At 35.8% G+C, this 20,412-nt stretch carries 13 protein-coding genes; 5 read left to right on the plus strand and 8 right to left on the minus strand.

Annotated features, from left to right (window positions below):
• Positions 1 to 38 precede the first annotated feature (38 nt).
• Positions 39 to 1,862 carry a nitrilase-related carbon-nitrogen hydrolase gene (locus GQS55_RS10880; protein WP_159820517.1) on the minus strand — a complete coding sequence of 608 codons (1,824 nt, stop codon included), beginning with the start codon at positions 1,860 to 1,862 and terminating at the stop codon, positions 39 to 41.
• Positions 1,863 to 2,266: 404 nt separating this feature from the next.
• Between GQS55_RS10880 and GQS55_RS10885 the strand changes: the two genes are divergently transcribed.
• On the plus strand, positions 2,267 to 2,869 hold the full coding sequence (locus tag GQS55_RS10885; RefSeq protein ID WP_159820519.1) for a PEP-CTERM sorting domain-containing protein: 603 nt from the start codon (positions 2,267 to 2,269) through the stop codon (positions 2,867 to 2,869).
• 517 nt (positions 2,870 to 3,386) lie between these two features.
• Here GQS55_RS10885 and GQS55_RS20210 read toward each other — a convergent pair.
• Positions 3,387 to 6,524, minus strand: coding sequence for a S8 family serine peptidase (locus GQS55_RS20210; RefSeq protein WP_159820521.1), 3,138 nt, complete (start codon positions 6,522 to 6,524; stop codon positions 3,387 to 3,389).
• A 593-nt stretch (positions 6,525 to 7,117) separates the two neighbouring features.
• Here GQS55_RS20210 and yddG point away from each other — a divergent pair.
• Positions 7,118 to 8,038 carry an aromatic amino acid DMT transporter YddG gene (yddG, locus tag GQS55_RS10895; protein ID WP_159820523.1) on the plus strand — a complete coding sequence of 307 codons (921 nt, stop codon included), beginning with the start codon at positions 7,118 to 7,120 and terminating at the stop codon, positions 8,036 to 8,038.
• Between the two features lie 137 nt (positions 8,039 to 8,175).
• On the opposite strand, the gene yiaY is transcribed toward yddG, so the two are convergent.
• Positions 8,176 to 9,324: an L-threonine dehydrogenase gene (yiaY, locus tag GQS55_RS10900; RefSeq protein ID WP_159820525.1), complete on the minus strand. Its 1,149-nt coding sequence runs from the start codon at positions 9,322 to 9,324 to the stop codon at positions 8,176 to 8,178.
• Between the two features lie 281 nt (positions 9,325 to 9,605).
• On the opposite strand from yiaY, the gene GQS55_RS10905 reads away from it, so the two are divergent.
• Positions 9,606 to 11,711 (plus strand): S9 family peptidase, encoded by a 2,106-nt coding sequence (locus tag GQS55_RS10905; protein ID WP_268892394.1) that lies wholly within the window; start codon positions 9,606 to 9,608, stop codon positions 11,709 to 11,711.
• Between the two features lie 134 nt (positions 11,712 to 11,845).
• On the opposite strand, the gene trxC is transcribed toward GQS55_RS10905, so the two are convergent.
• From trxC to GQS55_RS10930, 5 genes are all read right to left on the minus strand, one after another.
• Complete coding sequence (gene trxC / locus GQS55_RS10910) at positions 11,846 to 12,358, minus strand: thioredoxin TrxC (protein ID WP_328698813.1); 513 nt, start codon at positions 12,356 to 12,358, stop codon at positions 11,846 to 11,848.
• 79 nt (positions 12,359 to 12,437) lie between these two features.
• Positions 12,438 to 14,111, minus strand: coding sequence for a B12-binding domain-containing radical SAM protein (locus tag GQS55_RS10915; RefSeq protein ID WP_159820529.1), 1,674 nt, complete (start codon positions 14,109 to 14,111; stop codon positions 12,438 to 12,440).
• Between the two features lie 112 nt (positions 14,112 to 14,223).
• Positions 14,224 to 14,718, minus strand: coding sequence for a tRNA-uridine aminocarboxypropyltransferase (locus GQS55_RS10920; RefSeq protein ID WP_159820531.1), 495 nt, complete (start codon positions 14,716 to 14,718; stop codon positions 14,224 to 14,226).
• Between the two features lie 13 nt (positions 14,719 to 14,731).
• Complete coding sequence (locus GQS55_RS10925; RefSeq protein ID WP_159820533.1) at positions 14,732 to 15,721, minus strand: DUF1186 domain-containing protein; 990 nt, start codon at positions 15,719 to 15,721, stop codon at positions 14,732 to 14,734.
• A 101-nt stretch (positions 15,722 to 15,822) separates the two neighbouring features.
• Entirely contained in the window at positions 15,823 to 18,174 is a 2,352-nt protein-coding gene (locus tag GQS55_RS10930) for a sensor domain-containing diguanylate cyclase (protein ID WP_159820535.1), read from the minus strand.
• Between the two features lie 515 nt (positions 18,175 to 18,689).
• On the opposite strand from GQS55_RS10930, the gene GQS55_RS10935 reads away from it, so the two are divergent.
• Entirely contained in the window at positions 18,690 to 19,157 is a 468-nt protein-coding gene (locus GQS55_RS10935; RefSeq protein WP_159820537.1) for a hypothetical protein, read from the plus strand.
• Positions 19,147 to 20,265 carry a PQQ-dependent sugar dehydrogenase gene (locus GQS55_RS10940; RefSeq protein WP_201294506.1) on the plus strand — a complete coding sequence of 373 codons (1,119 nt, stop codon included), beginning with the start codon at positions 19,147 to 19,149 and terminating at the stop codon, positions 20,263 to 20,265. Before GQS55_RS10935 ends, GQS55_RS10940 begins: the two co-directional genes overlap by 11 nt.
• Positions 20,266 to 20,412 lie beyond the last annotated feature (147 nt).

Raw genomic sequence — 20,412 nt, forward strand, 5'->3', positions numbered from 1 at the left:
TGCTATTCTCTTGTGTGTTCACTTATTTTTTATTTTTCTTATTTATTACAAGCCGTTATAGGGTGAACAACTGCTTTGGTAATTTTACCATATTGGTATTTAACAATAGGTTGGTTTATATAACCAGTAAATTTTCTTGGCCTCCACTGAGGTAAAAAAGCATAGTCTGTTGTTAAATTAACAATTAACCCTGTCGATTTTTGACATTTTATTTTGTTCTGGTTCTTAATGTTACTCGGGCTACTCGACGCTTCATTAGCTAAAAGATCATTAGAGAAGTTTTTCTCACGACTCCCCGCGACAACACAAATCCTATTCTCAGCAGCTAGAGACAAAATATTATACTCGACCTCGCTGGGCTCTTGAATATCAAAGGGTAGCAACAATAAATGAATGCCACTCAACGCAGCAATTTTTACTATTTCAGGTAGGTTAGCATCATCGGCTGTTAACATTGCAACAGTAATATTACCTTGCTCTAGTGGCAACGCTATTATAGTTAATTTATCGCCTAATGATGTCCACTGATACCTATTACAAAAGTGTAATTGCTGTTGTGTTGCCAATAAACCTTGTTGATTTATTAGAACCGCCTGATGTATTCCTTCAATAACTAAACTGGTACACACATACTGAAAAGGTCTCAGCACTGCACTAATTTGAGTTATTAGTTGTAGGCTCAAACTCGCAATTTTTTTACGTTTTTCAACATCATTCGTTATTGCTTTATCCGCGATAAAAAACAACTCTGGTAATTGGATAATATCGCTAAGGTTATTTTCAATATAATGGCAAACATCTTCGATAGCTTCTTCATTAGATTTATAGGTTGCATATATAGCAACATTAGCTGTTTTTGCAATACTTTCATCAACCAAAGCATGCTTATGCAATGGCGATTGATTAATTTTTTCTCTTAACGCCTGATATAACTCAGGCCGTAATTGTTTAAGCACTTTAGAGCCATCAGGACGAACTTTATTATGCAGTCCAACTTTTTTACCTGTACCTATTAAATCGATATCAGCAAAAACATAGCCCTCTTTATTATGCTTTATTTGTGCTAGTACTGAACCACTAGGACAAATAATTTGGCTATTCCCTACTCCCGAATTACTCGACTGAGCAGTTTGCGTTGTAAACTCATTAGCTTTGCTTTGAGCAATAAAATCTTGTGATGATTCTTGATGACGTACTTTATTACTTACTTGGTGACGTACCGGATAAATTAATGCACCGACTTTATTAGCTGTCGCGATAAACACGTTATTTTCATAAGCACGAGCAGGATCATATAAACAACTTTGATCAAGCGCAAAAGTGTTAACGGAATTACACAATAACTGCGCGCCACCTAACGCTAATTTTCTTGATTTTTCAAAAGTGATACCATCGTTACCATTTAATAGGCCTAATTTTCCATATGGCGTTGTAGCTACATCTGCAGTTTCGCTTGTACAAATATAAAAGTCATGCTCATGCCCTATCAACGAGTGTTTATCTTTTTGTTGAATAAGCTCTCCTAATGGTGAAAATAAACAAGACGTTACCGCAATATTTGATTTAATAGCGCCATCTTGATGATCACGTGAAGGGTCTCTTCGTAAAGTAACATTAATAACAATATAACAATGATGTTTTATTGCTTGATCAGCAATACATTGTAAGAAACTACCATTGATTTCTAACGCTGCATCCCATGCTTGATTATGGTCACTACACTCAATCAAAGTATTACTATATTCAGGAAGAACAATTAGCGTGGGTTTACACACCGCAGCTTCATTTATTATACGGATACAAGTTGCTAAATTTTCTTGTGTGCTTGAAGTGGTGGCAAACTGAGTAACGGCTACACGCATAGTTTATATTTTTCCATAGAGCGAATGATTATTTATTTTAAAAATGTGAATTGTATAACAGAACACATTGCACATGATGGGCGTGATAGTACAACACAAAGCACATCAAAAACTATTGCTAAGCTTATATTTGCTAATTTTTAACTATATATGTTACTGCTAGCTATACTTTTATATGCGTAAACACATCAAGTGTCAAAAAATTTTACACTATATAAAGCGCTTTATGCTCTTGTTAATAAAAACGTCAAAAACAAAAGTAAATCACTGATATTTAATAACTAATAACTTAATTGTTAACTAGGCGTAAAAGTTGCATTAATATGTAAATTGTTGGTGTTACTAATGTAAAAGGTGATATTCAACATATAAATTAATAAAAATAAAATAAATTAGGAAGTAACATGTTAAATAAACTTTTTTTAAAAACATTATTCATATTGTCATTGGTATTTACACTTAGTAGTACAGCGAATGCGACATTAATTACGCAAGATATATGGTTAGATTCATGGACTACGGATGCTATAGACTATGAATATATAGGCTATATTAGTATAGATACTGAAAGTGCTATTATTGATGATATTAACAATGATGGCTCACTGATGTTAGGCACTGTTAGCGCTTGGGTTGATTTTGAATTATTTGGTTTTAATTTTTGGACTGAAGCAGAAAGCGACGCTGCCTTAGATGCTAATCCTTTTTCTTTTCCAATGTTTGGTTTATTTGAAGCCGTATTTGATGTAAATAATTTAGCAGCAGGTATTGAATTATTACAATTTGATGTTACTGAAAATGCAATTAATCAAATTGCTTTCAATGGTTTCATTGATACATTTGTACCTACTGGCTTTCTTGATATTTTCGATCCAACTGGTGCCTTGTACGACTTTGGTGATTTAGCTTTTGGTGAAGCTAGACTTACCGCTGTACCTGAGCCTACCAGTTTACTTCTATTTTTAGCCGCGGCAATCGGCTTAACTACACGTAGAAAAGTAAAATAATACGATTAATACACGGTTTAACAATAAAAGAGTTATTGCATCGTAAAAAAATGATAGTTTTTAATATAAGGCTAAGAGTTAACACTCTTAGCCTTTTTTTATGCCATCAGCTTAGTTATTCGCTATGCAATAAAACACCTAGACAGTATTAAGGCTATGGTAAACACATCATTTAATTAACTTCCTACTCCAAACAACCTGAGTTAGCTTAACGTAAACAGTCTGTATACAAGCTAATTAATCCAATCTTATTTAATACCAGTTTCATTAATTAGGGGAACAATTTTATACATAGAAAAAATTGCCAAATACAAGGCATTTATTTCAATAACTAGTTGTTCTAATTATTAAATAAATAACGATGTAGTTGGTGATTTTAACAAGTAGAAATGATTACATAGTTAGTGAGATTGGTATAAGAATAAATAAACCTCATTGAATTACACCAATGAGGTTTTTATTTATTTTACTATTTAAACAAATAAACAGTATTGATATTTATTTATAAAGAAAGTGATTAGTTTCCTAATTCAAGTACTGTCGTACCTTCAGCTTCGCCGTCAGCATTGTAATAAGTAACTGCACCCATATAAATAATCCCCGCATCTAAACGAGAAGTAGAAATGGTTGTATAATTATAACGTCCTTCTATCGCTCTGCGACTTGATGTTATACGTGTAGTGCTTTCAACTTGATCAGCTACCCAGCCTAATATTGTATAGTTTGTTTCAGCTGCGCCTTTTAAGTCTTTAGCATGAACAAAAGCAATATATAAATCGCCGTTGTCACCATTATTTGCTGGAGCAGGATTTGTTAAAATAATGTCTTCATCTGAATCTTCTGAAATAGCACTTTCAACGGCACTACAGCTCCATTCTACACAGTGATAGAAGTAAATATCTAAATTAGCGTCAGCTGCATCAACTAAACCACCACGTAAACTAAAGCGTGCCACTTTTGTACCTTCTGGAACAAGAAATCCATGAAAGCCTAATCCAGGTTCATTAAAGGTAAATGCACCGTCTAAATCCTGAATAACTGTGCCCCTTGAACCAAATGGCGCAACTAAACCAGTATAGTCAATAGATATAGCCCCTGAATAGTTTGTTTTTACAGGGAAACTATAACGTCCTCGCTGCAATTGAGCTGAAATTATCGCAGGTACTTCAATGTTAGTGTCTGCAACCGCTTTTATTGCAATAGGGCTACGTACACTATGACCAGCGCTATCAGTCCAAGTTATCGCACCAAATTTCCAAACATCATTCTCACTTAATGCTGTTTTTGTAAATGTTAATGCATAACTTGCCTTACCATCCACTTCAACATCTAGTGTGTTACTAGGGTTAACAGCGCCGCTAGCATCAAATGTTTGTAACTGAACATCAATTCCTTCAGGTGCTTCAATAGTAGCCGTATAAATTGATGCACTATTGGATGCATTTGAAACGGTTCTAGTGATAGTTTCTGAGGCTTGTAATTCCGCAATACCAATAGAAGGTAAATTTAACTGACTAGGGTCAAGACTAAATCCAGCGGCAGTTAATGCATCACACTCAATGCCCATGCTTGCAACAAAAGTTTCATTACCTATGCCACATAAAAAGGCAAGATAATCAGCAGTATTCGCATCATATAGTAACCCTGGAGTTAATGAAGCAACAGGATCAACATGACCAGCACCAAAATTGAATGGGTCTGCAGGTGTTATACCATCAGGTTTCATAACATCTTGGTAAGCATTAGTCATCATCGCTGATTTTATTTGCGCTGGCGACCAAGTACTATTTGATTCTACAAATAATGCCGCGATTCCCGCAATATGAGGAGAAGACATTGATGTACCTTGAAGGTACCTAAATGAATCACCTGCGGCACTACTGACAGGATTTTCACTATAAGCAGCTAATATTTTAACGCCTGGCGCTGTAATGTCAGGTTTAATTATATCGTAACTGGCTGTGTTTGGACCCAAAGAAGAAAAATCTCCCATTATATTACCAATCACAGGCGTTGGAGAGAATATTTCAGGAGACATTGTCACCTCAAGCACTTCGCCAGCAGTAATCGCTGTATTGATTGATTCACCATTACTTTTACTAATCATAAAACCTGGAATTGCAAAAGTACCATCACCACCCATAACGATAGGAGTATCATCTGTGCTATAGACGATAACGGCGGTTGCACCAGCTAGTACAGCACGTTCAACTTTTTCTGAAAAAGCACAAGTACCACGGCTAATTAACGCAATATTACCTGCTATTTCAGCAGCGTTATCAAGCGCAGTAGCAAAACCACCATCAAAACAAGCTAATAAAGGCTCAGCAACAACAACATTATCAATAATTGCGCCAGTTTCGCTTAATGGTTTAGTGATAGCGCCTTCAGCCGCCACCATAATCTCTTGAGGATCACGTGATGAAAGTTTTATACCTTGTGTTATAGAAGTACCATCATAAGTGGACGCAGCTACACTGGTAATCCAAGGAGCAGGAGTACCAATAGTTTCTGGCCCATCTTGACCACTATTACCAGCTGACACCGCAACAAAAACGCCCGCATCGACTGCGCGTAGCATTGCCGCTGTAGGTGGTACTGTTAAATCAGTTAAACTACCGCCAATTGAATAGTTCAAAACATTGACACCATCAGCAACTGCTTGATCTATCGCAGCCATGGTATCACCGTAAAAACAACCGGCTTCATCAGCACCTGTAATAGGATCTTTGTACGCGTCATTCCAACATACTTTATAAGCAGCAATACGTGCCCTAGGAGCCATGCCTGACACTGTACCCGTATCAGCCTGATAGCCATTAAGATTAATGGAACTTGCAACACCTTCATTACCTGCAGCAGTACCAGCCGTGTGACTACCATGACCGGCCGCATCTCTTGGTGACTCAACTTCACCTAATTCATATTGAATATCATAAACCGTTTCAAAAGAGTCTTTGAAATAGCGAGCACCGATGAGCTTATTATTACAATTAAAGGTTTCATCTAAGCCTGAATCACAAGCACCTAACCAACCGAGTGCTGAAGGGTCGCTATAGCTGCCATCATCAGAAAAACTCGGGTTTTCTGGCCAGATACCGGTATCAATAATTCCGACAACAACATCTTCACCTTTGATACCTAATGAATGCTGTCCTGTGCCTGAGGTTAGTCCTAAAAACTCAGGTGTATTTGCAGTAGAAACACGTTGAACTTTATCTTCCCAAACACCAACAACGTCGGGATGAGATTCTAATGCTGCTTTTTGTGTTGGTGACAATATGGCACTAAAACCATTGAAGGTATGCTTAAATGAATAGTTGATATCAATAGCACCTATTTCATTAGCGATAGCTTTTTGTTTTGACTCTAATGCTAATTGATAGGCAACCATTGCAGGTGTATTTGCATTGTAATTATTACCCGCAACAGCAACTTGCTGGTTACTTGGTATTAGCTCACCAAGGTTTCGAGCTTGCTCAACACCTGTTTGCCCTTTTATTTGTACAATATAGCTTTTACTTTCAGTGGCCTGCTCTAAATTTTTGCCAGCAAGAACTAATCTACTGTTATCTACTATCACTTCATTAGCATTTGCTGACGTTGCTAAAATGAGTGTAATGACACTTCCTATCATGGATCGTTTAAGTTGCATTTATTTCTCCAATTATTATTATTTATACGCTAAACATAGATATTATTATCTTTACCCGACATTCCAGTATGTAAAAAACATCCTTTATTTCATATCAAGGTAATTAGCGATAATAAAATGAAGCAATAACAATGCCTTTGTTGCAAAACAATGGAATATGTCACGCTAAAGTAATTAAAATGTAACAAAATTATATATACGTAAATCAAGTGTAAAAAAATTTTACACTTATAACTTATACTAAATGAGTATAAAACAAGCAAATCCAAGTTATATAGCGAAAAACACAACTCAAGGAAATTAAAAACACAAAATACGATAAAAAAAATATTTAATTCACTTTCATGCTCCGCGTATTATAGGATTTATGTAAAATAACCTGACAAACTGCTTTTATAGCTTAAATTACAGACACAAATCTTTCTTGAAATATTGATAAAAGACTAAAATATTCCAATATTCCAATATTTTAGATAGTTAAACGAGGAAAATAAAATCATATTATTTTACAAATAACGTATAACCTCGATTGTTTAAACAAATAATTACTGTTAGTTTACCGTGCAATGATTAAGTACAGCTTTAGGTTTATGATGGAATTTGTCACCAAAAATAAATATACGCTCTTTGGAGTCGCTGCAATATTACTTTGGAGCTGCCTTGTTGCACTTATAAGGGACGTATCTGAGCTTTTTAGTCCCATAGGTGGTGCAGCGATGATGTACTCCATCAGTGCCCTCTTTTTAATTTTAGTAATGGGTTTACCAAAACTTAACGATTTCCCACCCCGTTACCTTATTATTGGCGCTATATTATTTGTATCTTATGAAGTTTGCCTTGCCTTATCTTTGGGGATGGCGAATACCAGACATCAAGCAATGGAAATGGCTGTTATTAATTATTTATGGCCTGCTATCACCATATTATTAACAGTATTTTCAGGCCGTAAAAAAGTAAGTCTCTGGGTTTATCCCAGTGTCTTAATTGCTTTTGTTGGTGTCGCATGGTGTATAACTGGCGATAATGATGTTTCAGTTGCTGTTTTAATGAATAATTTTTCTGATAACCCAATAACGTATTTAATGGCTTTTTCAGCGGCATTTATCTGGGCTGTTTACTGCATACTCACCCAAAAACTGAGTAATGGTAAAAATGCTATCACTTTATTTTTTACAGCAACGGCGATTACATTATGGGTTCAGTATGCTTTTAGTGACGAGCCGCCATTAACCTTCTCAATGAGCTCTACTGTCACTCTGTTAATTGCTGGCATTGTTATTGGTAGTGGGTATGCTTTGTGGAATAAAGCAATTATAGGCGGTAACTTAATGTTATTAGGTACAATGTCTTATTTTACACCGGTGTTTTCTACCATTATTTCATCTTTTTATTTATCTATTACGCTCAGTAAATCATTCTGGCAAGGTGTTTTTTTAGTCACACTAGGTTCACTAATTTGTTACTTTGTTACCAGAGAAAAAACAAAAAAGTGTAAAGAACCTTTACTCACGTAAGCGTAATAAACAGGTCAAACTTTTTAACTGAGTAAATATAAATACTTACTCAGTTAGTGTTTTGTTTACAGTTTAGGTAAACGTTGGCTAAACTCTGATCAAACAGAATTAAAAATCACTCATTCTGCCTATCAGCTCTACATGGCCGCACGGAAAATATTACAAATTTCTTCGTGGCTTGCTTGTCTAGGGTTAGTTAAGCTACAGACATCTTTTAACGCGTTTTCAGCGAGTAAATTTATATCACCGTCTTTCGCACCAAGCTCTGTTAAACCAGCCGGAATACCTACTTTTTGGCTTAATGTTTCAATAGCACTAATAGCAGCGTTTGCGCCTTCTTCTACAGACATATCTCGTACATTTACCCCCATACTGTTAGCAATATCTTTCAAACGTTCAGGGCATACCTTTGCATTGTAGCGTTGTACATGTGGTAATAAAACTGCATTACAAACGCCATGAGGTAAATCATAAAAACCACCTAATTGGTGAGCCATCGCATGAACATAGCCTAATGAAGCGTTATTAAATGCCATACCTGCCATAAACTGAGCGTAAGCCATTTGTTCTCTTGCTTCAATATTTTCGCCATTTTCCACTGCTGTTGGTAAGTTTGCTTGAATAAGCTCAATTGCTTTAAGAGCAACAGCATCAGTGATTGGTGTTGCGCCTGTAGAAACATAAGCTTCAATGGCATGTGTTAAAGCATCCATACCTGTTGCAGCAGTTAATGATGCTGGCATACCGACCATAAGAGAAGGATCGTTTACCGATAAGATTGGCGTAGCGTGTTTATCAACAATTGCCATTTTTACATGACGCGTCTCATCTGTGATAATAACAAAGCGAGTCATTTCTGATGCAGTGCCAGCGGTAGTATTAATCGCAATTAACGGTAGCTGAGGTTTTTTAGATACATCGACGCCTTCGTAATCGGCTATTTCACCACCATTGCTCGCAACTAATGCAATGCCTTTAGCACAATCATGTGGAGACCCTCCACCTAACGAAACGACAAAATCACAATCATTTTGTTTAAGCATTGCTAATCCATCATTAACATTACTGACTGTCGGATTAGGATGTACTTGATCAAAAACAACACTCGATATTTGTTCTTTATCGAGCAAATCTGTGAATTTTTTTACCACACCTATTTGGTTTAATACGCTATCGCTAACAATTAAGCCCTGTTTAAACCCTTGATCTTTTATATAGTTAATAGCCTCGACTAAACAACCACTACCCATAACATTTAACGCTGGCATATAAAATGATGTACTCATAAAAACTCTCCTTTAGTGAATAAGGTAAAACCAATAGTTATTTGTAGCATAAAAAAAACATGAATTAATTGATCTAAAATATATCTTTAACATTCACTGTAGTTATGTCAAAAAAGCTGTGTATTCTGTTGTTTATCGTTAAAGATTCTAAAATCATTCAAACACTTATTGAAAAAATTAAAGCTTAGTTTGTAAAATATATATAGACTTACCTATTAGTTTTAAATTATCAATACAAGATTACTCAACCAGAGTTCAGGTTAATAGCATAGGAGCACTTAGTGCCAAAAATTTTACTTAAATCAAACAAAAACATTGCCGCGCCAATAGCTAAGAAAATCCCACATAAAATGGAAAATCATAATCATCAACGAGTCGATAATTATTATTGGATGCGAGATGATCAACGCAGTGATGAAAGTATTTTGGCACACCTTGAAAGTGAAAATAGTTATGCTGATGCTATGCTGGCAGATCAAAAACCATTACAAGAGTCACTTTTTGAAGAATTAAAAGCTCGTGTGGTAAAAGATGATAATACTGTGCCTGCAAAAGATGGAAAATATTGGTATCACAGCGAAATTCATGGTGAGCAAGAATTCTCAAGTCATTACCGATCAACGAGTTTTTCAGGTGAAAACAAACACCTATTACTAGACGTGAATGAAAGAGCTAAAGATCATGAGTTTTATGATTTAGGTGATCTATCTATCAGCCCCAATGACCAAATATTGTCGGTATCTGAAGATACTGACAGTCGTCGTATTTATACTATTCACTTTAAAGATTTAACTAAGCCATCAGACGTTGAAAACCCATATTTAACAGATGTTCTTGTTGAAACTGAAGGACAGATCGTTTGGGCTAACGATAACCAAACCGTTTTCTATGTAAAGAAAGATCTGGAAACCTTACTGGGTACACAAGTATTCCGTCATAAGTTAGGCACACCACAATCTGACGATATTCTTGTTTATGAAGAAGAAGATCACAGTTTTTATATGAGTTTAGATAAAAGTAGAGACGATTCACAACTGTATATCTGTCTGCACGCCACTGAGTCTACTCACTATCTATTACTCGATGCGAACGAACCAAATGGTGAGTTTACCGAATTATTGCCTTATCAAGAACAACATGAATATCACGCTGATAAAATGGGTGAATATTTTTATATTGTCAGTAACGATCACGCTAAAAACTTTAGGTTGATGAAAGTTGCTGCCGATAAAATTAATGATATAAATCATTGGCAGGAAGTCATCCCTCATAGAGAAAACGTATTATTAGAAGGGATTGAATTATTTCATAACTTTATTGTAATCACCGAACGAGAAAATGGCCAAATTCGGTTTATTGTTCACACTATTAAGGGTGAAAAGTCAGGTCATCAATATCCCTTATCATTTGATGACCCCTGTTATTTTGCTTGTTTAGGTGATAATCCAGAGCCAGAAAGTACAGTGGCTCGACTATATTATTCAAGCTTAACAACACCCGGATCTTTATTTGAATTTGACTTAGCAACAGGTGAGCGAAAACTACTTAAGCAACAGAAAGTGATTGGTGATTTTAATAAAGAAGATTATCAATCAGAGCGCCTGTTTATTACAGCTCGTGACGGAGCAGAAGTACCCGTATCAATTGTATATCGTACTGATATGTTTAAAAAAGACGGTACTAATTCACTACTACAATATGGGTATGGTGCTTATGGTATTACTATCGATCCTAATTTTTCTAGCCCAACATTAAGCTTATTAGACCGAGGCTTTGTCTACGTTATCGCGCATATTCGCGGATCAGAAATGTTAGGCAGACAGTGGTATGAAACAGGGAAAATGGCGCATAAACAAAATACCTTCAATGATTTTATTGATGTTACCAAAGCATTAGTAACGGCGGGTTATGGCGCTAAAGATAAAATATTCGCCTCAGGTGGTAGCGCTGGCGGCCTATTAATGGGGGCAATAGTAAACCAAGCACCTGAATTATATTTAGGTATTGGCGCGCATGTCCCCTTTTTAGATGTATTAACAACCATGCTTGATGAAACTATTCCACTCACTACCAATGAATATGACGAATGGGGTAACCCCAACGAAGAACAAGCCTACAAAAATATTTTGGCTTATTCACCTATTGATAATATAACGGCACAGCACTATCCCAATATACTGGTAACAACAGGGTTACATGATTCACAAGTTCAGTACTTTGAACCAATGAAGTGGGTGGCGAAAATGAGAGAGCTGAAAACAGATGATAATGTATTATTATTTAAAACCGATATGGATGCAGGCCATGGTGGTGCTTCTGGTCGCTTTAAACGCCTAAGAGAAGTGGCTTTAGAAATGAGCTTCTTTATCTCATTATTAGCAGAGTAAAACCATCTCAATTAGGTACTTGAATTAGTTAAGCACCTAAATCAATATTACTATTTTTTTTAGTAGCTATCCTTAGTTTCATCGCAACTAACATTCCTTTGCTTTTTATAAGCACAAGGGATGTTAGTTAAAACTCACACTGTGGGTAAGTTCTCAATTAACCATTGTTTAAATTGTGCTTTAGGTAAAGCACCTGACAAACGGGTAATTTCTTTTCCATGATGAAAAATCATTAAAGTGGGGATAGAACGAATATTATAACTACCTGCTGTACTTTGATTTTGCTCGGTATCTAACTTTAAAAAACAAGCCTGGGTATACATATCACCTGCCATCTGCTCAAATGTCGGTGCAAACTGTTTACATGGTCCGCACCATGAAGCCCAAAAATCTACAATAACGGGTAAATCATTATGTGTAATATAACGATTAAAGTTTGTATCACTACCGACAACAGGATTTATTGAGAGCACAGGCTTCCCACATTTTCCACATGCGGGCTTATCGTTAAGCTTTGATTTAGCGAGACGATTTTTTGTACTACAATGCGAGCAAACTATATGAATAAATGAATCAGTCATATTTAACCTTTGTAAAATAATATTGAATGTATTGCTAAGATTATCTATTTGATAAAATTCTAGCATATTAATGCAACTGATATTACTCAACTGATATAAATTATAGAATTCTAGTCAATATTGCGTTATCAAACCAAGAAAAACACTAGCTCATATGTTGTTGTTGACGCTTAAGTGCTTTATTTTTAGTTGTTGTTTCTAATTTCTTTGAATCATCTTTTGAAACAGCGTAAAGATTCAGTCCACTGAAGAGGCTTTTTAATTTAGCAGCTTCGTAATCTTGTTCAATTTTTTCAATAACTAATGCATGTTTCTCTGGGTATAAGGATTCCACCGCTTGCGAAATTAGCTCAAACAGTTTTTTCAAATTGATTTTATGAATCTGCCCTGTTTTATTAAAAATCCATTCCGCAATGGCCATAAAATCATCAAACGGCTCATCAGACAATATATGTGGCAACGAGTATTTGAAACGCCCTGAATTACCAATCATATCCCAATATCGAGCAAAGCGATTAATACGTTGCATAGTAGTGAAACTCACCCTGTCGGTACTTAATATATTAAACGGTGGCAAAGGGTTAAAGCGTAAATCAAACGCTTCTGTATGTCGGATAATAGGACTGCCCTTCAAACGTTTTAAAATACCCATTTGAATTTCGTGTGGTCGACAATGGTACAGCTGGTTAAAACTATCTTTAAAACTATCAAAAGTTTCCCCCGGTAAACCAAAAATAAGATCCGCATGAATATGTGCATGGGTATTATCTTTTAACCAAAGTAAATTTTCTTTTGATTTAGCATTATTTTGTTTACGGCTGATATTCTTTTGTACCTCAACATTAAACGTTTGTATGCCAATTTCAAATTGTAAACTACCCTTAGGAAATAACGCTAGTTGCTCTTTTAGTTTTCTAGGAAGATGATCAGGCACTACTTCAAAATGTAAATACAAGTCGTCAGTCATGCGATCTAAAAAGAACTGCATAATATGCATAGTGGTATTAATGTTTAAGTTAAAGGTTCTATCAATAAATTTAAAATTTCGTGCACCGCGGTTATATAGAATTTCCATTTGCGCTAAAAATTGTGTTATTTCAAACGGTACCGATGTTTTATCTAAAGACGATAAACAAAATTCACATTTAAACGGACAACCTCGCGACGCTTCAACGTAAAGCAGACGATGAGTTAAATCTTCATCGGTGTAATACTCATAAGGCGACGCTAAGTCTTTTAGTTCGACAGGTTTAGAATGCACTATTTTTTTATCTGGTGGCGTATTATTGATCAGATCTTTACAGAGTTGATAAAAGCTTAAATCTGCCGGCCCGGTTAACACATAATCAGCACATTGGACTATGGCTTGCTGCTCAGTTTCATAACTGACTTCTGGACCACCTAAAATAATTTTAATTTCAGGTGCAATCACTTTTAATAAACTAACAACATCAGTCGTTTCAACAATATTCCAAATATAAACACCAAAACCAACAATATCGGGTTTTGACGCTAAGATTTGTTCAACAATATCCATCGCCCGCGTTTGAATAATAAACTCTTTAATTTCACAGTATTGCTGTAATTCTTTTAAGTTAGCATAGAGGTATCGCAGTCCAAAGCTGGTATGAAAATAACGGGCATTAAGGGTCGCCAGTACAATTTTAGGAGATGCTTGATCTATTAAACTAGACTTTGTTGTCTCAGGTTTTACTGGCTCAATTTTTATAGACTCAGGCATTGATGACAGTGAAAAATTATCGTCCGTTAAATGAATTTGCGTAACGTTGAGTTCTGGGTGATGTTTTTGCTCTGTCATTCTTAATATTGACTACTTTTGATAATATAGCGGTGATTATACGGTGATTAGTGAGATTATTCAGTAACCTTATTTTGGGTTCGCATTGTTATTCCAAATTGATTTGGCTCTTTTAGCAATTAAATAGGTTAAATTTCAATGATAACTCTGCTGCCAATTTATACTTTTCTTTCAGTTTTAAAACTTCGATTATGCATTCAATAGTGCATAATCCCCCCTTAGGTTGATTCGCTCTAAGTTTGTATAACGAATCATGTGTGGTTTTCAAGGTGAATTGCGGGGCTTTTTTTAAATAGGGACTTTGATTGAAAATTTTTTTAGATTCCTGCCACGTAGCATCAATAATAATGATATTTTCATAGTCTTCAATATTTATAGGTATTGCAGATAAATATACTGTTGAGGGAGGTTCTGACAGTGATATCGCTTGCTTAGAATATAATAAGATCGCTTCATTATTATTGATTAGTTGCGTAAGCATGTCATTAGGAGATAGTCTTTCCCAAAGTATCCGTTCAACAATATTGTGAGCGTTTTGTATCGCAATAGCGCCCGTGTTTGTGGCTCTGCGCAATTCACGTTCATGAGTAAGTAAAAATATTTTCATTTTATCTACTCGTTTATTTTAAGCAGCACTTTTTATATTTTTTACCACTGCCACACAGACAAGGGTCATTACGACCAACAGAAGGTAATGAACTAATTGGCACACTGTTGTCTATAATTGTTTGTTCGTCGTACAATATATTAGACAATAAACCGCCCTCTCCCATTAGTGAATCAAATATATCCAGATCATCATTTTCAAGAAGTAAATCTTCTGAGCTTTCATTGTCATCCTCAATCCAAGATTGTAAGGTCTCAACTAAATTAAACTCTGTTTGAATAGTACCCGAAGCAATTAAACTCAGTGACTTAGATTTATGCCAAGCATTGACTTCGGTTTGTGTAAAACGCTGTTCATCAAATATGCTTTGATCGGTCAAGCTTTGATCGGTCAAGCTTTGATCGCACAAGCCTATAAACTGCTCTTTAAAATGATCTAATTGGTATTCAATACAGGAATCTGCTAATGCACTAATTAAGAAACTATTAATTGAACCAGGTACCGCTAAAAATGACGCTAACCAGCGAGAAACATGCTTACTGAGTTCTGTTTTATCAATGATAGTCAGTTCGTATTGAGCAAATACCGCTTCCATGGCAGATGCTTTGCAATACATCGCTTGATGACCATCAGCAATATAGTCAGACAACGCTTGTGTTTCGCCATTAGCAACATTATAAAATAAACTAGGGGTTAATTCTGTAAGTGCATCACCAAAAACACCTTCTATAGATGTTAAAAACGTATCACTGCGTGAAAAAAGCTGTAAACATTTTGATAACGCAGGATAATATTTTAATTCTGCTAGTAGAAATGTACCAAAAAATAAAATAGAATTTTGTTCTTCAGTAAGAGAAGTATCATCCGCAATAAATTGATCCATTAACCGTTCTAAATCAGGATAAAATACTAACCAATGGCTTTTAATTGTTTCAAGTGCTTCAACGGGTAGTTCGTTACCCTGTACATTCGCTATTACCAATAAAGCTTGTTCTAAAGTCATATAAATTCCGCGTTATATAAAAGCGCCCAATAGTATAGATAAATTAACAGATAAACCATCACCATTTAATACTAATTTAATACTGATTTAATATTTTATGCTCAAACGCTATCATCCTCTTTATAATGCTTAAAATTATTACGCCCTGCACGTTTAACTTGGTATAGGGCAATATCTGCCTTCCTCAATAAATCTTCAATTGAGTCGCTACTCTCTGGTTCTGAAATTGCAATACCAACACTAACAGATACTTGTTTTTGAAAAGTGCCATAGGAGAATTCCTCTTTAAGCGCTTTAAAAATATTTTTTGCTATTAAAGAAGCGTCACTCGGTGATTTTATTTCTGATAATATTAATACAAATTCATCTCCACCTTGACGTGCTAAGGTGTCAGTTGCCCTTAAGCAATTACTTAGTTTTTCAGTAAGCCATATAAGTAATTCATCGCCTACATCATGACCATACTCGTCATTTACTTGTTTAAAATGATCAACATCAATATACATAACTGCAAACGCTCGCCTGTATCGACGACTCAAATCAAAGGTGCGCGTTAATCGTTCTTTTAAGAAGCGGCGGTTAGGTAACCCTGTTAGCTCGTCATGACTGGCTTGATGTAATATTTGTTTTTGAAGCTCCTTACGAACAGTGATATTTTCTATTTGAGAAACAAAGTGAACAGGTTCCCCCTTAGTATCTACCACCATAGAAACACTAAGGAAAACCCAAACAGTAGAGCCATCTTTACAAAAATAACGTTTTTCCATTTGATAGCTTTTTATTTTTCCGGTCAACAATTCCGTTAAATGTTCTAGGTCTAGGTTAAGATCTTCCGGGTGAGTAATATCTTGAAAAGTTAACTTAAGAAGCTCCTCCTCACTGTATTGCAACATATTAAGCAAAGACGAATTCACTTCAATCCATTCACCTTTTAGCCCCACTAATGCAATGCCCATTGCTGCTGTTTCAAATGCACCTCGAAAGCGTAGATGACTTTCGGTAAGAGCTAGTTCTAATTTTTTCTGTTCAGTAATATCGGTATGAGTTCCTATACTACGGGCAACACGCCCATCGTCAGTCCAACTAACCGCGTCTCCTCGACAAAGAATCCATATCCACTTACCATCTTTCGCTTGAAGCCTTTGCTCTAGATTATAAATATTCGTTTTACCACTAACAAAATTTGCAATTGCTACTTCAGCACGTTCCCAATCTTCCGGATGAAGTAAGCGTTTCCATTCTGAAAATTCATTTTTAATTTCATCGTCAGCATAGCCAAGCATGGACTTCCATTTAGTATCGAAAGTGACACTATTAGTAAGGTTGTTCCAATCCCAAACACCATGTTCGGCACCAGACAATGCCGACTTCCATCGAAACTCTGTTTCAGATAGCTCTTTATTCATGAACTCGGCTCTTGCTTCAGCTCTATTTTTACTAGTAGATAAAGACCAAACAACTAATGTTATCAATATTGAAAATAAACTCCCTAACAACAAAACAGCCAACCCCTCAGTATTCACATGAGATTGAGCGAAGTCATCGTTTGCCGAAAATACAACAGTCCATGTTCGCTGAGCAATAACTAGTTGCTCCGTGTGCTGAAAAGCCATCTCCTCAAATTCTTGCTCACTTTGCATTGAAGAATATAGTTGCGTCTTTTTATTTATGGCCGTGCCATCATATATATTTAAATTAATCTTTAGTTTATCGGATAAAATACCCTCCATCAGTATATCCATACTAAACGGAGCATAAACCCATCCATATAATTTTTTTGAGGTTACACCAACCTGCCCGTCATTATTATGGTGAACAGGAAGGTATAACAAGACGCCTGAGATAGGACCTCGTTCGACATCTTGTACCAAACTTACTTTGCCTGAAAGCGCTAGTTTATTACTCACTCTAGACTTATCCATTGCTGCTCGTCTGACTTTTTCTGAATACATATCAAACCCAAATGCATTCAAATTATTTCCACTAAATGGTTCAAGGTATACAATGGAAGTATATTCTTCTCGCTCTCCTTTGGGCGACATAACATAATCGGGAAACCCTTCTGCACGAATACTTGCTATATGATCTGCCCGTTCATCGGGTGCAATAGAAAGAGCAAATCCTACACCTAATATTCCTGGATAATTCTGCTCTAATGCAAGCTCTTCAGTGTAAACTTTAAATTCATTTCGATTGACTTTATCTGAAGCAAGAAACAGCCCTTTTATACCTCTAAGTACTTGCTGATATGTTTCCATCTGCTTTTGTATATTTAATAAGCTCTTATCAGTTTCTTGTTCAAAACGCAGTTGATCTTCCAAAAGAATCGTTTCCACTGCGTTCTGCCATTCTAAGATTGTTAATGAGAGACCTACGGTTAGAACAGCAATACTTAATGCAGTCGTTCGCGTAATACGAAGTACTCTTTCAGAAAAAGTTTTAATTTTATTCATAATAACTTTTATGTGCCTAAATACTGATTGAATTCAATGACTGATACCTTGGGATAAACTCAATCATCTCGCGTCACAAAATCAATAATGCTACTCAACAAGTATTTACATGAAGAATAATTTTGCGCTGACTCTTTGAATACTAAGCTATAATTAAATATATTAACAGTATTTCGCTAATACCCACTTAGTTACTCAGTGTTTTCAAAGCTTGTACATAAACTAGATATAGATAGCTATAACAGTAGACCCTATTTAAATAATTAGCACTACAATACTTATTTTTATATAAAAATTAAAATACTTAAGCTAAGTGAAAATGATGTGATAAATAGATGAACTTGTTTTACCTAAAAAAATTTCAATTAAAATAAATATTTAACTATGTCACTACAATTATAACTTCATTCTAAAACTTTCCTGTAAGACTGTTCTAATACCATCATAAGCAGTGTATGTTTAACAACTTAAGCATTATTGTGTACCTAATCACTCAATTCATTAAAGGCCTATTTATGTTAAAAACCATTGTGCCATTTATTTTTACTACCTTGATAGCCACTCTGCTTGTGTGTATTGTTTCTACCCAAATAATCTTAGCTGACGTGCAATCATTTGGGCTTAGTATTTCCACCGAAGTACGTTTTAATGCCACTATTCAAGATTTACTCGGACTAGCGCCTGCTTTATATCTATTAATTTCAATTGGTTTTTTAGTTGGTTTTATTATTGCGAGGTACGCTCATCAACTTATTGGGGGAAACAGAGCTATTTGGTATATTGCCGTTGGCATGACTTCTTTTCCTATAACTATGTATCTTATCCAATACTTTATGGGATTAACGCCAATCGCCTCGGCACGAACGCCTCTAGGACTCTTTTTAACGACTTGCTGCTGTATCATTTCTGCATGGCTATTTGCCTTTTTAACATCACATTCTGCTGCTAAACCTAGTTACTTGGGAAATAATAATGAACAATAATACCCTTACAATAAAAAAACTCTACATGAGCTTCTTTATGTTGATTACCAGTGCTATTACTTGTGCGGAAACACAAAACAAAGAATACAACGTATCAACGATAGTCGAAAATTTGAAATACCCTTGGTCGATCGCCTTTTTGCCTAATAATGATATGTTAGTGACTGAACGTATAGGCGCCTTAAGAATAATTAGAGATGGTAAGCTACTTGAAAAAGCCATTTCTGGCTTACCTGATATTTATGTCGATGGCCCCGCATGTTTATTCGATATATTGTTAGATCCTAACTTTGAAAAAAATCAAAAGCTTTATATCTCATACAGTGCAGGAACAGCCAGTAACAATTTTGTAGCCGTAATGAGCGCAACATTGCAAGGTATGACATTACAGCAAACAAAAGTGATATTTACAGGTTCAAGTAGAAATACGCCACATCATCATGGCGCAAGAATGACCTTTCTGCCTGATGGTACGCTTCTTATCACAGCGGGCGACGGCTTTAATTTTCGTGAACAAGCACAATCCCTAGAAAGCATGTTAGGGAAAGTATTGAGAATTAACACTGATGGCAGTATTCCTAAAGACAATCCGTTTGTTGGTCAAAATAATGTAAGGCCTGAAATATACAGCTATGGCCATCGTAATCCACAAGCTATTTTAGTCAGTAAAACGGGAGAAGTTTGGCTCCATGAACATGGCCCTCAAGGCGGTGATGAATTAAACTTACTTAAATCAGGCCTTAATTACGGGTGGCCTGCTATTAGTTATGGTATCGACTATTCAGGGGCGCTAATTTCTCCATTCACCCAAGCAAAAGGTATGCAGCAACCTGTTACCTATTGGATACCTTCAATTGCGCCTGCAGGAATGACTGAATATCAAGGTGACATTTTTCCACAGTGGCGAGGAAACTTATTTATCGCCGCGCTCGCAGGAAAAAGTGTGAGGCGTTTAAGCTTAGTTGATAATTCAGTGGTCAAAGAAGAAACGATGTTGGTTGAGCGCCAACAACGAATACGAGATATAAGAACCAGCCCTGATGGCTACCTTTATGTTTTAACGGACAGTAAACAAGGACAACTATTAAAGTTATCCCCTGCTCTATAAAATTAACTTTTCACTCGCCTTTATCATTCTGGCGGTAATCCACACAATTTAACAAGCTTTGTCCAAAATGATGTAGCTATATCTGTTTCACCTGGCAATGCTAGGTGCACTACCAGTATATTACTCGTTAATTGTAAAACGTTTATA

Origin of the sequence: Colwellia sp. 20A7, assembly GCF_009832865.1 — a bacterium.
In the GTDB taxonomy this organism is placed as follows: domain Bacteria; phylum Pseudomonadota; class Gammaproteobacteria; order Enterobacterales; family Alteromonadaceae; genus Colwellia.